This is a genomic window from Streptomyces sp. NPDC087422, assembly GCF_044744145.1.
GTDB lineage: Bacteria > Actinomycetota > Actinomycetes > Streptomycetales > Streptomycetaceae > Actinacidiphila.
The window spans coordinates 52,910-66,496 of sequence record NZ_JBIUXT010000015.1 but is presented as its reverse complement, the minus strand read 5'-3'; the positions used below and the strand labels follow the sequence as shown (position 1 = coordinate 66,496).

The 13,587-nt window shown below is 73.0% G+C and carries 13 protein-coding genes; 5 read left to right on the top strand and 8 right to left on the bottom strand.

The window, feature by feature from the left end:
* Positions 1-40 precede the first annotated feature (40 nt).
* Together ACIO6U_RS32805 and ACIO6U_RS32800 are read left to right on the top strand one after the other, a co-directional pair.
* On the top strand, positions 41-1,618 hold the full coding sequence (locus ACIO6U_RS32805; RefSeq protein WP_401724660.1) for an MFS transporter: 1,578 nt from the start codon (positions 41-43) through the stop codon (positions 1,616-1,618).
* Positions 1,619-1,802: 184 nt separating this feature from the next.
* On the top strand, positions 1,803-2,249 hold the full coding sequence (locus tag ACIO6U_RS32800) for a DUF6332 family protein (RefSeq protein WP_401724657.1): 447 nt from the start codon (positions 1,803-1,805) through the stop codon (positions 2,247-2,249).
* Here ACIO6U_RS32800 and ACIO6U_RS32795 read toward each other — a convergent pair.
* Genes ACIO6U_RS32795 through ACIO6U_RS32785 form a run of 3 tightly spaced genes read right to left on the bottom strand, consistent with a single transcriptional unit; the run spans position 2,210 to position 5,122 of the window.
* The gene (locus tag ACIO6U_RS32795; RefSeq protein WP_391050197.1) at positions 2,210-2,875 is read right to left on the bottom strand and encodes a response regulator; all 666 of its coding nucleotides are present in this window, start codon (positions 2,873-2,875) and stop codon (positions 2,210-2,212) included. The two genes, ACIO6U_RS32800 and ACIO6U_RS32795, sit on opposite strands and share 40 nt — an antisense overlap.
* Positions 2,875-4,281, bottom strand: a complete 1,407-nt coding sequence (locus ACIO6U_RS32790) for a sensor histidine kinase (protein WP_401724653.1) — start codon at positions 4,279-4,281, stop codon at positions 2,875-2,877. Before ACIO6U_RS32790 ends, ACIO6U_RS32795 begins: the two co-directional genes overlap by 1 nt.
* Positions 4,282-4,339: 58 nt before the next feature.
* Positions 4,340-5,122 (bottom strand): TetR/AcrR family transcriptional regulator, encoded by a 783-nt coding sequence (locus ACIO6U_RS32785; protein WP_355343850.1) that lies wholly within the window; start codon positions 5,120-5,122, stop codon positions 4,340-4,342.
* A gap of 150 nt (positions 5,123-5,272) precedes the next feature.
* Here ACIO6U_RS32785 and ACIO6U_RS32780 point away from each other — a divergent pair, with 150 nt between their 5' ends.
* Positions 5,273-5,737: a nitroreductase family deazaflavin-dependent oxidoreductase gene (locus ACIO6U_RS32780; RefSeq protein WP_355343847.1), complete on the top strand. Its 465-nt coding sequence runs from the start codon at positions 5,273-5,275 to the stop codon at positions 5,735-5,737.
* Between the two features lie 46 nt (positions 5,738-5,783).
* Here ACIO6U_RS32780 and ACIO6U_RS32775 read toward each other — a convergent pair whose 3' ends face one another.
* Positions 5,784-7,037, bottom strand: coding sequence for a geranylgeranyl reductase family protein (locus ACIO6U_RS32775; RefSeq protein ID WP_401724648.1), 1,254 nt, complete (start codon positions 7,035-7,037; stop codon positions 5,784-5,786).
* 159 nt (positions 7,038-7,196) lie between these two features.
* On the opposite strand from ACIO6U_RS32775, the gene ACIO6U_RS32770 reads away from it, so the two are divergent.
* Entirely contained in the window at positions 7,197-8,570 is a 1,374-nt protein-coding gene (locus tag ACIO6U_RS32770; RefSeq protein WP_355343840.1) for a dipeptidase, read from the top strand.
* Positions 8,571-8,654: 84 nt separating this feature from the next.
* Here ACIO6U_RS32770 and ACIO6U_RS32765 read toward each other — a convergent pair whose 3' ends face one another.
* From ACIO6U_RS32765 to ACIO6U_RS32750, 4 genes are all read right to left on the bottom strand, one after another.
* Entirely contained in the window at positions 8,655-9,689 is a 1,035-nt protein-coding gene (locus ACIO6U_RS32765) for an NUDIX domain-containing protein (protein WP_355343837.1), read from the bottom strand.
* Positions 9,690-9,994: 305 nt separating this feature from the next.
* On the bottom strand, positions 9,995-10,159 hold the full coding sequence (locus tag ACIO6U_RS32760) for a hypothetical protein (RefSeq protein WP_401724644.1): 165 nt from the start codon (positions 10,157-10,159) through the stop codon (positions 9,995-9,997).
* Positions 10,160-10,454: 295 nt separating this feature from the next.
* Entirely contained in the window at positions 10,455-10,760 is a 306-nt protein-coding gene (locus ACIO6U_RS32755; protein ID WP_401724641.1) for a hypothetical protein, read from the bottom strand.
* Positions 10,761-11,402: 642 nt separating this feature from the next.
* On the bottom strand, positions 11,403-12,374 hold the full coding sequence (locus ACIO6U_RS32750; RefSeq protein WP_391050209.1) for an ROK family protein: 972 nt from the start codon (positions 12,372-12,374) through the stop codon (positions 11,403-11,405).
* A 177-nt stretch (positions 12,375-12,551) separates the two neighbouring features.
* Here ACIO6U_RS32750 and ACIO6U_RS32745 point away from each other — a divergent pair, with 177 nt between their 5' ends.
* Positions 12,552-13,541: a LacI family DNA-binding transcriptional regulator gene (locus tag ACIO6U_RS32745; RefSeq protein WP_401724638.1), complete on the top strand. Its 990-nt coding sequence runs from the start codon at positions 12,552-12,554 to the stop codon at positions 13,539-13,541.
* Positions 13,542-13,587: the final 46 nt, after the last annotated feature.

Genomic DNA, 13,587 nt, shown 5'->3' with positions numbered 1-13,587 from the left:
GCGCTTGCATTGAATGCGTGCGCATGTAAGTCTCGCCTCCATGACCTCTCCGTCTCCTACCGTCCCCCGCACCGAGGAGCGATGGAGTGCCCTGCAGTGGGGCACGCTCCTGGTGCTCTGCGCGGCGCTCTTCCTCGACGCACTCGATGTGTCGATGGTCGGCGTGGCGCTGCCTTCGATCGCCCACGACCTCGACCTCTCCACGTCCTCGCTCCAGTGGGTCGTCAGCGGTTACATCCTCGGCTACGGCGGCCTGCTGCTGCTCGGCGGCCGCGCGGCCGACCTGCTCGGCAGGCGCCGCGTCTTCCTCATCGCGCTCGGCGTCTTCGCCGTCGCCTCACTGCTCGGCGGCCTGGTCGACTCGGGTGAACTGCTGATCGCGACCCGCTTCATCAAGGGCCTCAGCGCCGCGTTCACCGCGCCCGCCGGACTGTCGATCATCACCACGACCTTCGCCGAGGGCCCGGTCCGCAACCGCGCCCTCACCATCTACTCGAGCTGCGGCGCCACCGGCTTCTCCATGGGTCTGGTGCTCTCCGGCTTCCTCACCGAGGCGGGCTGGCGCTGGACGATGCTGCTGCCCGCGCCGGTCGCGCTGATCGCCCTCGCCGCCGGTCTGAAGCTCATCCCGAAGAGCCCGCGCGAGAGCGGCAAGGGCCGCGGATACGACCTGCCAGGTGCCGTCACCGGCACAGCCTCGATGCTGTTGCTGGTGTTCACCGTGGTCTCGGCGTCCGAGGCGGGCTGGGCCTCGGCCCGCACGCTGGTCTCCTTCGCCGCCGTCGCCGTCCTGCTGGCGTCCTTCGTCGCCATCGAACACCGCTCCTCGTCCCCGCTGATCCGGCTCGGCGTCCTGCGCTCGTCCAGCCAGATCAGGGCCAACCTCGGCGGCGCCACCTTCTTCGGCTCGTACGTCGCCTTCCAGTTCCTCGTCACGCAGTACATGCAGAACGTGCTGGGCTGGAGCGCCCTGCACACCGCGCTCGCCTTCCTGCCCGCGGGCTCACTGGTGGCCGTCCTGTCCACCCGGATGGGCCCGATCGTGGACCGGTTCGGCACACCACGGGTGATCGCCGTCGGCTTCACCTCGCTGGTCATCGGCTACATCCTCTTCCTCCGGATCAATCTGGACCCGAACTACGCGGCGGCCATCCTGCCGTCGATGCTGCTGCTCGGCGCCGCCTTCGCGCTGGCCTTCCCCTCCCTCAACATCCAGGCCACCAACGGCGTCAAGGACCATGAGCAGGGCATGGTCTCCGGGCTGCTCAACACCTCCTTCCAGGTCGGCGGCGCCATCTTCCTGGCCGTGGTCACCGCGGTGGTCACCGCAGCCGGCGGCGATCACCCGGCGAACAAGCAGGCCATTCTCGACAGTTACCGGCCCGGCCTGTGGGTCGTCACCGGCATCGGTCTCGTGGGCCTGCTGCTGACCCTGTCCGGGCTGTTCACCCGCAGGAAGGCGTCCTACGGCATCCTGGTCGCGTCCTCGGCCGACTTCGAGAACGGGGGCGCGGGACGGACCGGCGCCGCCGGTTCCGCGGCTGCCACGGGGTCTGTCGGTTCCGCGGGCTCCGCCGAGGCGGCCGACGAATCGGAACAGGTCGCCGTGCGCGACTGATCACCCGGTCGGCCGGCCGCTCGGCCGACTGTGCGATTCCCATCCCGCGTCCCTTCCGGCGTCCTCCGACTCCCTTGGTGATCCGGGCACTTGACGACCGGCCCCGCGCGAAAAGGCATCGCGCGGGGCCGGTCGTGCCATGGCAGACTTGGCCGCATCGCGATTGCGACGGGAGGGGCGGGGGATGCGCGGAAGCCGTACGCAAGCGGAACGCGACGCCATCACAGTCGAAATGGTCTTCGCCATGGTGTCGGGCGCCGTGCTGGCGGCGGTCGGATTTCTGGCGGTGGTGAGCCCGGTCATGGCGGACGAGGCCCACGGCACGGCCCGCGAAGGGTGGTTCACCGCCGCGGTGATCGTCGCCGCGGCCGCCTTCTGCGGGCGCGTCGCCCTGACGCTCCGCCGCTTCGAGCAGCGGGGGCACGCGCTGCACGAACGGATTCCGTTACCGGGGGCACCCGTCGGCGCGGACGCGGGCGCCGAGAGGGGCGCGGGCGCCGAGTCGGGCACCGGAACCGGTCTTGATACGGGGGCGCAGTGGGGTACGGCGGCGGGCCGTTCGCCTTCGGGTGGTGGGTCGGTGACGTCGGGTCAGCCCAGCCAGCCGGGGCGGACGAGCCCGGACTCGTAGGCCATCACGACCAGTTGGGCCCGGTCGCGCGCCCCGAGTTTCACCATCGCGCGGCTGACGTGCGTCTTGGCGGTGAGCGGGCTCACGACGAGGCGGCGTGCGATCTCGTCGTTGGACAGCCCGATGCCGACCAGCGCCATCACTTCCCTTTCCCGCTCGGTGAGTTGGTCCAGGCCGACCGCCTGCGCGGGCTCCTTGGAACGAGCGGCGAATTCGGCGATCAGCCGTCGGGTCACACCGGGCGACAGCAGCGCGTCGCCCTCCACCACCGCCCTTACCGCGCGCAGTAGTTCCTCCGGTTCGGTGTCCTTCACCAGGAAGCCGGAGGCTCCGGCGCGGATCGCCTCGAAGACGTATTCGTCGAGTTCGAAGGTGGTGAGGATGACCACCTTGACCTCGGACAACGCCGGGTCGTCGGTGATCCGGCGGGTGGCGGCGAGACCGTCCGTCAGCGGCATGCGGATGTCCATCAGCACGGCGTCGGGGGTCATGTCGCGGACCAGCCGCAGCGCCTCCTCGCCGTCGGCCGCCTCCCCCACCACCTCGATGTCGCTCTGCGCGTCCAGCAGCGCGCGGAATCCGGCGCGTACCAGCACCTGGTCGTCGGCCAGCAGCACGCGGATCACTAACGCTCCTCGGTGGCCTCGACGGCCTTGGTGAACTCGGTCGCCTCAGCGGCTCCGTCGGCGGGGGTGGGCCGGTCGGCGCGGTCCTGCGGCGGCGGCTCGGCCGTGCCCGATCGTACGGCGCGTGGCGTCGGCGGGGCGGCCGGTGGGGTCGGGCCCTCGGGGCGGTCGGCCGGGGCGGAGGGTCCGGGCGTCGGGCCGATTGGGGCCTCGGTGCCGCCGGCCGGTACGCCCGGCGCGACGATCGGCAGCAGCGCGCGGATCCGGAAGCCGCCGTCGGGGCGCGGGCCCGCCTCCAGCGTGCCGCCCAGCGCGACGCTCCGCTCGCGCATGCCGACCAGGCCGTTGCCCCCGCCGCTCTCGCCGCCCGCGACGGCGGGTCCGTCGTCGTCGACCGTCACTTCCACGCTGCCGGGCCGGTAGCCGAGGCGGATACGGGCGGCGCGGGAGCCGGAGTGCCGCACGATGTTCGTCAGCGCCTCCTGCACGATACGGAAGGCGGCGAGGTCGACGCCGGGCGGCAGCGGGGCCGGTGCGCCGTCGACGGTGACCTCGGCCTTCAGGCCCGCGGAGCCCGCCTGTTCGACCAGTTCGGGGAGCCGGTCGAGGCCCGGTGCGGGCGAGCGCGGTGCCTCGCCGGGGGCGCGGAGCGTACTGAGCACCTGCCGTACCTCGCCCAGCGCTTCCTTGCTGGCGGCCTTGATGGTGACCAGCGCCGTCCGCGCCTGCTCCGGCCACTCGTCCATCAACGCGAGGGCCACGCCCGCCTGCACATTGATCACCGAGATGCTGTGCGCGAGCACGTCGTGCAGTTCGCGGGCGATCCGCATGCGCTCCTCGTCGGCCCTGCGGTGCTCGGCCTCGGCCCGCTCACGGCGGTCCCTGGCGATCTGCTCCCGCCGTACCCGGTACAGCTCGGCGGCGGCCAGCACCGCGAGCAGCCAGGCACCGGCCGCGGAGGTCGCCGCCCAGGACGCGCGGCCGTCGCCGGAGGGCGGCAGGTAGCGGTAGAGCCACTGGCCGATCAGGGTGTGTCCGGCGAGGAACACCAGGGCGATGGCCGGCACGGCCCTTCTGTGGCCCGCGGCGACGGCGCTGAAGAAGGCGACGACGAGGCTGGCGAAGACCGGGCCGTAGGGATAGCCGAGCGTGATGTAGAGCAGCGTCGCGCCGCAGGTCGCGGCGGCCACGACGACCGGCGCGCGGCGGCGGAGGAGCAGGAGTGCCGGGCCCGCGAGCAGCAGCAGGTAGCCGAGCCAGTCCAGGCCGACCCGGCCGGTCTGGTGGCCCGATGCCACGCGGGTGCCGACGACCTGGACGAAGGCCAGCGCGAGTGCGGGGATCCAGACGGGCCGCGCGAACGGGATTCCGTGGCGCGGCGGCCCTGTCGGTTCCTCGTGGCTCATGCGTTCCACGCTAGACCGCGGTCCGGGAGGCGGCGTCCGCTGTACGGGGGCACCGCGACTACTTCGCGGGGAGTACGCCGTCCGTCGCCGACGCGTCCGCGGGTATGTCGTCAGGGGTGTCCGCCGAGGCGCTCGCGGCGGCGCCGAGGCCGACTTGGCGGGCCAGTCCCGCGGCTGCCAGTTCGAGGAATTCACGGCGGGCCTCGACCACCCGGTTGAACTGCCCGAAGACCTCGAAGCTGATCAGCCCGAAGAGCTGCGCCCAGGCGGCGACGAGCGCGGCGACCGTCCGCACCGGCAGATCGGGGGCCAGTTCCGCGGCGAGCCGGGCGGCGTCGGCGCGGACGGGGGCGGCGAGCGGATTGCCGGGCGGCTGCGTGAGCAGGCCGTCGCGGTGGGCGTCGCGGACGACGGAGAACAGAGCCAGGGCGGCGCGGGAGGCGGGGCCGATGGTGTCGAGCGGCGCGGTGTAGCCGGGTACGGGTGAGCCGTAGATCAGCGCGTACTCGTGCGGATGGGCGACGGCCCACTCGCCGGCGGCGCGGCAGATCGCGACCCATCGGTCGGCCGGTGCCGCGCCCTGCTCCACCGCGCTCGCCAGGGCGTCCTCCGCCGCCGCGCCGATCGCGTCGTAGGCGTCGATGATGAGAGCGGTGAGCAGATCGTCCCTGCTCGGGAAGTAGCGGTAGAGGGCGGATGAGACCATGCCCAGTTCGCGTGCGACCGCGCGCAGCGAGAGCCGCGCCGCTCCCTCGGCGGCGAGCTGGCGTCTGGCCTCTTCCTTGATGGCCGCGGTGACTTCGATCCTCGCCCGTTCCCTGGCTCCTCTGATCACGCTCATGGCAGTCAGTGTGCCACCTTCAAGAGCATCAGCCAAGAAAGAGAGCAGTGCTCTTGCTTTTTCTCACGAGGCGCTGGCACACTGTTCTCAAGCGAGAGCACCGCTCACAACAGCGGTCACGACAGCAGTCGAGAAATCGGAGAGATCGCCATGTCTGAGCAGGTCGCACACGTCAAGAAGCCCGGCTGGTTCACCGTCAACGTCCTCAATCGCACGGTCGGCTGGCTGACCCGGCGCGGCTTGAGCGTCTGGGGTTCGCGGGTGCTGGCCGTCCGGGGCCGCAAGAGCGGTGAGTGGCGGCAGACCCCGGTGAATCTGCTGACCTTCGAGGACCGGCGGTATCTGGTGGCCCCGCGCGGCCACGTCCAGTGGACCTACAACATGCGGGTGGCCGGCGGCGGTGAACTGCACCTCGGCAAGAAGGTCGAGGAGTTCACCGCCACCGAGGTGGCCGACGACGACAAGCCCGCCATCCTGCGCGCCTACCTCAAGCGCTGGAAGGCCGAGGTCGGAGCCTTCTTCGACGGCGTGGGCCCGGATTCGACCGACGAGGAGCTGCGCGCGATAGCGCCCAACCACCCGATCTTCCAGGTCCACGCCACCGACGGGAAGTGAGGCGCGGGAGTACGGCGCAGGGCCCGGAGCCGGGCCGGGGCCGATGTCAGGCGCGGTCGACGGCCTCCAGTGCCTTGCGGGCGAGCGGGTGGGTGCGGACGAGTTCGGCGAGCGAGCTCTTTCCGCGGGTGATGCCCGCGAAGGCGCGCCAGGCGGGCGGGAATGTGGTGAGCACGGCGTGCAGCATTCCGGGGCGACGTTCGAAGAGGGTCAGCATGCGGCGGCCGACCCCCATCTCGACGCCGAGCCCGGCCTTCACCGCGAAGGTGTAGTTGAGGGCCTGGCGCCTGGCGTCCACCGCGTCGTGGGACTCGGCGATGCGCACGGCCCACTCCCCCGCCAGACGGCCGGAGCGCAGCGCGTAGGAGATGCCCTCGCGCGTCCAGGGTTCGAGCAGGCCCGCGGCGTCGCCGCAGACCAGGACCCGGCCCCGGGAGAGCGGGGAGTCGTCGGCGCGGCAGCGGGTGAGGTGGCCGGAGGAGACGCTGGGTTCGAACCCGGCCAGGCCGAGGCGGGCGATGAAGTCGTCCAGGTAGCGCTTGGTGGCGCTGCCGTCGCCGCGGGCGGAGATCACGCCCACGGTGAGGGAGTCGCCCTTGGGGAAGACCCAGCCGTAACTGCCGGGCAGCGGGCCCCAGTCGATCAGCACCCGTCCCGCCCAGTCCTCCGCGACGGACGTGGGGACCGGGATCTCCGCCTCCAGGCCGAGGTCGACCTGGTCGAGCTTGACGCCGACATGAGCGCCTATCCGGCTCGCACTGCCGTCGGCGCCGACGACGGCGCGGGCGTAGACGGTCTCCTCGACGCCCTTGCCCGCCGGGCCGCCGCTGCCGTTGAGCACGACGGCGACGGTGCGACGGTCGGGGACACCGGGACCGTGCTGCTCCACGCGGGAGACGGTCACTCCGGTGCGCAGCTCGGCGCCCGCCTCGCAGGCGGCGTCCACGAGGGCGTTGTCGAATTCGGGCCGGTTGATCAGCCCGAAGAGCATCTGCCGGGAGCGCTTGGTGCGCGTCAGCTTGCCGTTGAGGCTGAAGGTGACCGCGTGCACCCGGTCGCGCAGGGGCAGTTCGAATCCCGGCGGCAGGGCGTCCCGTGAGGACCCGATGATGCCGCCGCCGCAGGTCTTGTACCTCGGCAGTTCGGACTTCTCCAAGAGGAGGACCCGACGGCCCGTCACGGCCGCGGCGTGGGCCGCGGTGGCCCCCGCGGGGCCCGCGCCGATCACCACGACGTCCCAGACCGCGAGCGCCTCGCCGTCGTTCGCGCCGCTGTCCTGCGCCGCCTGCTCACCGCTCACGTCTGTTTCGCTCCCGCTCGGCCTGTCCGGCTGTGTTGCCCCTGTTCAGCCGCATCCTATTGCGCCCGTCCGGAACATCTCGCTGTGGCACCATCGGCAGCGACCCCGTTGTGTGCACCAACGACCGATGTTGCCACCTGATTCCTGCTAGGAGCACCTATGTCCAGCACCCCGCTCGCCGATACTGTCGCCGCCCTGCTTCCCCGTGCCCGGACGGAGCTGGCGGAGCTGGTGTCGTACGCGTCGGTGGCCGATGAACGACAGTTCCCGAAGAGCGAGTGCGAGAAGGCGGCCGTCTGGGTGGCCGACGCGCTGCGGGCGGAGGGCTTCCAGGAGGTGGCCCTGCTGGACACCCCCGACGGCACGCAGTCGGTGTACGGCTGGCTGCCGGGGCCCGAGGGTGCGCCGACGGTGCTGCTGTACGCGCACTACGACGTGCAGCCGCCGCTGGACGAATCGGCGTGGCTCTCCCCGCCCTTCGAGCTGACCGAGCGGGACGGCCGCTGGTACGGGCGTGGCGCGGCCGACTGCAAGGGCGGCGTGCTGATGCACCTCACCGCGCTGCGGGCGCTGCGCGAGCACGGCGGCGCTCCGGTGAACATCAAGGTGATCGTGGAGGGTTCCGAGGAGCAGGGCACCGGCGGTCTTGAGCGCTACGCCGAGGAGCACCCGGAGCTGCTGGCCGCCGACGCGATCGTGATCGGCGACGCGGGCAACTTCCGGGTGGGGCTGCCCACGGTGACCTCGACGCTGCGCGGCATGGTGCTGGCGGAGGTGCGGGTCTCGACGCTCGAAGGCAACCTGCACTCGGGGCAGTTCGGCGGGGCGGCGCCGGACGCGCTCGGGGCGCTGATCCAGATCCTGGCGTCGCTGCGGGACGCGGACGGTTCGACCACGATCGACGGTCTCGACGCCTCGGGCGAGTGGCCGGGGCTGCGCTACCCGGAGGAGGACTTCCGGCGCGACGCCAAGGTGCTGGACGGTGTGGAGCTGGTCGGCAAGGGCAGTGTCGCGGACCGGATCTGGGCGCGTCCCTCGGTGACGGTGCTGGGCATCGACGCGCCGCCGGTCGTCGGCGCGACCCCGTCCGTACAGGCGACCGCGGGCGCGCTGGTGAGCGTCCGGGTCCCGCCGGGCACCGCGGCCGAGCAGGCGGCCGAGGCGCTGACCGCGCATCTGCGGGCGGCGGCTCCGTGGGGCGCGAAGGTGGAGGTGACGCAGCGCGGCAGCGGTCAGCCGTTCCGCGCGGACACCGGGAGCCCGGCGTACACGGCGATGGCGGACGCGATGCGGGAGGCGTACGGGGAGGAGTTGGCGGTGGCCGGGCAGGGCGGTTCGATCCCGCTGTGCAACACCCTGGCGACCCTGTATCCGCGAGCCGAGATCCTGCTGATCGGCCTCAGCGAGCCGGAGGCGCAGATCCACGCGGTCAACGAGAGCGTGTCGCCGCGGGAGCTGGAGCGGTTGTCGCTGGCGGAGGCGCTGTTCCTGGGCCACTACGCGGCCTCCAAGTCCGCGGGCGGCGCGGCCTGACCGAACCGCGGGACCCGGCCGCCGTCACCGCCGTCCACGCCGGGTGGGCGGCGGCGGGGGCAGCGGCGGCCGGGCGGGGCGGGGTCATTCGGCCGGGTGACCGGCCTCCAGGTTGAGCGGGCGGCCCTGTTCGCGGGCGCGCAGCGCCCAGCGCAGCCGGTCGAGGCGGGCCGGTGGGAGCAGTCCCGCGGCCTCGTCCTCGGTGACGAAGCGCCAGCCGCGCAGTTCGGCGCCGGGCAGCAGCAGGCGGCCGATGTCCGCTTCCGCGACCCGGCCGCCGTCGAAGATCAGGCGGAGCCCGCCGTAGCCGGGCGGGCGTGGCGGTTCCCAGTCGACCACGAGGAGTTCGAGGCCGCGGGCGAGTTCGAGCCCCAGTTCCTCGGCGACCTCGCGGTGTCCGGCGCGCGCGGGCGACTCGCCGCGTTCGACGACCCCGCCGGGGAACTCCCAGCCGGGTTTGTAGGTCGGGTCGACCAGCAGGACGCGGTCCGCGTCGTCGAAGAGCAGGACGCCGGACGCCACGGTCTCCGCGGTCGGTTCGGGGGTCTGGACGATCCCGCAGGCCCCGGCGCCGCGCCCGACGGCCTCGGTGACCCGCAGCGCGGTCTGACGGGGGGTCAGGCCCGCGGTGGACAGGATGTGCGCGTCCAGGGCGAGCCACGGCAGGGCGTTCTCGTAGTCGGCGATGCGGTCCAGCGCCCAGCGACGGGCCCGGTCGTTCGTTCCGGTGCGGTCGGGGTGGTCGTCCCTGGTGGCGATGCGTTCACGCAGGATCGTTTCTCCTGGTTCCAGCAGTACGTGCCGGACCTCGATGCCACGGGACGCGAGGCCACCGAAGATCTCGTCGCGGTAGTCCTGCCGCAGCAGGGTCATCGGGGCCACCAGAACGCCGCCCACCTCATTGAGGAGAGCGGCGGCGGTCTCGACCACCAATCGCCGCCATATGGCCAGGTCCTGGTAGTCGGTCACTTCTTGGAGCCGTTTTTCCGGCAGCAGTTGGCGCAGACAGCCGCCGAGTACCTCGGGGTCGTACAGGGTGCTTTCCGGTATCAGCTCCAGCATCTCCAGTGCGGCGCTGGTCTTCCCCGCGCCGAACGCCCCGTTCACCCAGATGATCACGGTGCCCCCTTTTCCGTAGACCCCTACGAATTGCCCGGATCATCGTGGGCGGCAAACGCGCCGTGGCCCGCGGCGGCGCGTACCGGCCGCAACGGTCGGCGCGGGGAGGCCAGCGTGACGGACACCGGACCGTCGCGGTGCGGGCCGTCGGAGCGCGGCCCGGGCCGCGTCTCCGCCTCCGCGGGCGCCACCCTGTGCTCACCGCGGACCGGGCAGCGCCCGCCGCGTCGAGCCGGGCGCCGCACGCGATGCGGTGGAGGGTGCGGGTCGCTCCCGCCTCCCGGTCCACGGAAACGCCCCGCCCCTCAGCGGGAATCCGCCACGGCGGTGGCAGGGGCGGGCCTCGGCGCGGCACCCGGTTTGCCGCGCAGCGGGTCCTCCTCGGCGAACAGCGCGGCCAGGAAGGCAGCGGCGCAGACGGCCGCGGCGACCATGAAGATCTGATGCGTCCCCGTCGCGCCGGAACGCAAGTACGCGTCCCGCGCCGCCCGCGCCCGGCCGACGCCCCTCGGTGGCCCGGGTGAACAGCGAGCCGAAGACGGCCACGCCGAGCGAGCCGCCGCCCGTACGGAAGAGCGTGGTGCCGGCGGACGCGACGCCCATGTCCCGCATCCCGACGCTGTTCTGGGCGATCGTCGTGGGCATCCGCATCAGCAGGCCGAGCCCCGCACCGGCCGGAGCTGGTGGCCGACGCGCCCTGGACGCTCTGCCGGTACAGCGGCGGATCGAGCGTGGCACCGCACATCGCGGCGCCCACCGCGAAGATCAACATCGACGAGAGCCGGACGTTGCGGGTGTCGAACACCCGCAACGGCAGGACGGGTCGGCCGCGCGGCGCTGCGAGGCCACAAAGGCGGCCAGGCCGAGCGCGGCGGCGACGGCCAGCGGGCCGATCCGCCAGGAGGCCCAGGCGTAACGGTTGCCCGCCCAGGTCCCGGCGAGCACAACCGAGGAGAGGGCGAAGGTCATGAGGACGATGCCGAGCCAGTCGGTCCCGGCCTTGCCGCGGGTAGCGGGTAGCGGGTGGCGGGTGGCGGGTGGCGGGTGGCGGGTGGCGGGCAGCCGCAGCATGACCTGGCACCACACCAGCGCGAGCAGGCCGAGCGGCAGAGTTGACGGAGAAGGCCCAGCGCCCGCCGAGGTGGCCGGTGACGAAACCGCCGAGCAACGGGCGACCAATGGTGCCGAGCACCATGACCAAGGCGGTCATGCCCTGGTAGCGGCCCCGCTCGCCGCGGGGGCACCGGCGCGCCGATCAGCCAGAAGGCGCCCACGGCGAGACCGCCAGCGCCGAGCCCCTGGAAGGCCCTGAAGGCGATCAGCGCCGTCATCGGCTGCGCGGCACCGGAGTGCGCGCCCCCTGACGAGACACGGCACGCGGTGGCGTCCACGACGCGAAGCACACCGCGCGGAGGCCAAGGTCTCGGGGCCCGCCCCCAGACGCCCTCACCCCTCGGAAGAGAGCGCGCCGAGATCTCGGCGCGCACGGTGCGCCGCCCTCACCAATCGCCAGAGGGCACGCCAGGTCTTTTGAGGGGCGCGGGGAACTGCGCGCCCAGCCAGCGCGCAGCCGCGGACCGCAGCCGGCCCCCGCGAGGCGGTCACCTCTTCGGATTGTCGGGCCACCGGCCCGACAAGAGCCGAGCACGCCGCGGGCCCCCGCCCCCACAGGAACCGCCCTCGCGGACTCGGACCCGGCGGCGAGCCGCCCCGTCAGATCGTCGTCGTAAAAGCGTCCAACCGCAGCGCCTGCGCCGCAGCCGCCGCCGCCCCGACCAACCCGGCATCCGTCCCGAGCTTGGCGGGCACGACATCGACCCCGGCCGCGAAGGAGAGCGTGGCGTACCGCGCGAGGTGCTCCCGGAGAGGATCGAAGAGAATCGGCCCGGCCCCCGCGACACCCCCGCCGATGACGGCGACATGGATCTCGACGAGCGTCGCGGTGGCCGCGATCCCGGCCGCGAGCGCCTGCGCGGCCCGGTCGAAGGAGGCCAGCGCCACGGCGTCCCCGCCGCGCGCGGCCTCGGCGACGGCCGCCGCCGTGGGCGCGGCACCGGCGGGCGGCACCCAGCCCCCGTCCAGCGCGCGGCGCGCGATGTTCGGTCCGCTGGCGATCCGCTCGACGCAGCCGCGCGACCCGCACGGGCAGAGATCACCGTCGAGGTCGACGCTGATGTGACCGATGTGCCCGGCATTGCCGGTGGGCCCGGGAAGGAGGGCGCCGCCGAGGACCAGACCGCCGCCGACCCCGGTGGAGACGACCATGCACAGCGCGTTGTCGTAACCGCGGGCGGCTCCCTGCCAGTGCTCGGCCGCGGTCATGGCGACCCCGTCGCCGGTGAGGACGACGGGCAGGCCGCCGACCGCGTCGGACACCCGCGCGACGAGCGGGAATTCGCGCCAGCCGGGCACGTTGACCGGGCTGACGGTGCCGTGCGCGGCGTCGACGGGACCCGCGCTGCCGATGCCGACGGCGACGACGCGGGGCCACACGGCGGTGGCCCGCAGCTCGGCGATCACGTTGGTGACCGCCCGCACCACCGTCTCGCCGTCCTCCCCCGCGGGCGTCGCCCGCAGCGCCCGCGCCAGCAGTCGCCCCTCCGCGTCGATGAGCGCCCCGGCGATCTTCGTACCGCCGATGTCGATTGCGGCCACGAGTGGACCGGTAGCGCCTTGGGGGTGCATCGCTCGGGGATCTCCTCTTTCCTGACGTTCCTGACGAATATCCTGGCGAATCGCCCGGGGTTCCGCGGAAACGGCACCAGAGATAGTCTCGCCTAACTCTGACAACGTTGTCCAACTCTTCCCGCAGGGAATACTACGATCGTGACCCACAGTTCTGGACGAGTTCCCCGGCCCACCATGAAAGATGTCGCCGCCCGAGCGGGCGTCGGCCTCAAGACGGTGTCGCGGGTGGTGAACGAGGAGCCCGGCGTCACCCCGGACACGGTCGCCCGCGTCCAGGCGGCGATCGACGCGCTCGGCTTCCGGCGCAACGACAGCGCGCGACTGCTGCGCACCCGCCGCACCGCCAGCGTCGGCCTGGTGCTCGAAGACCTCGCCGACCCGTTCTACGCCCCGCTCAGCAGGGCGGTCGAGGACGTGGCGCGGGCCAACGGCGCGCTGCTGTTCACCGGGTCGAGCGCCGAGGACCCGCGGCGTGAGCAGGAGCTGGTGCTGGCGTTCTGCGCCCGCCGGGTGGACGGGCTGATCGTGGTGCCCGCGGCTGACGACCACCGGTATCTGGTCCCCGAGATCGAGGCCGGGGTGGCCACGGTCTTCGTCGACCGTCCCGCGGGCCGGATCGACGCGGACATGGTGCTGACCGACAACGCGGGCGGCACCCGTGACGGTGTCGCGCATCTGATCGCGCACGGACACCGCAGGATCGGCTTCATCGGTGACCAGCCGGGCATTCACACCGCCGCCGAGCGACTGCGCGGCTACCGCGAGGCGATGGCCGACGCGGGGCTGACCATCAGGCCCGAGTGGTACTCGATGGGCCCGACCAACCCCGAGCGGGTCCGCGCCGTCCTGGCGTCCCTGCTGTCCGGTCCCGAGCCGGTGACCGCGCTGTTCGCGGGCAACAACCGCGTCACCGTCACCGCGGTGCGCGTGCTGTCCCACCACCCGCGCCCGGTCGCCCTGGTCGGCTTCGACGACTTCGAACTCGCCGATCTGCTCGACCCGCCGGTCAGCGTCGTGGCCCAGGACTCGCCGGGGCTCGGACGCAGCGCGGCGCAGTTGCTCTTCCGCCGCCTGGAGGGCGGCGCGGACGCCGCCCCCGCCCGGCTGGAGCTCCCCGCCCGCCTGATCGCCCGCGGCTCCGGCGAGATCCCCCCGTCCGACTGAGCACCCGCCGGGCCCGTACGGCATCGGCCCGTGTCCTGCGGGCATG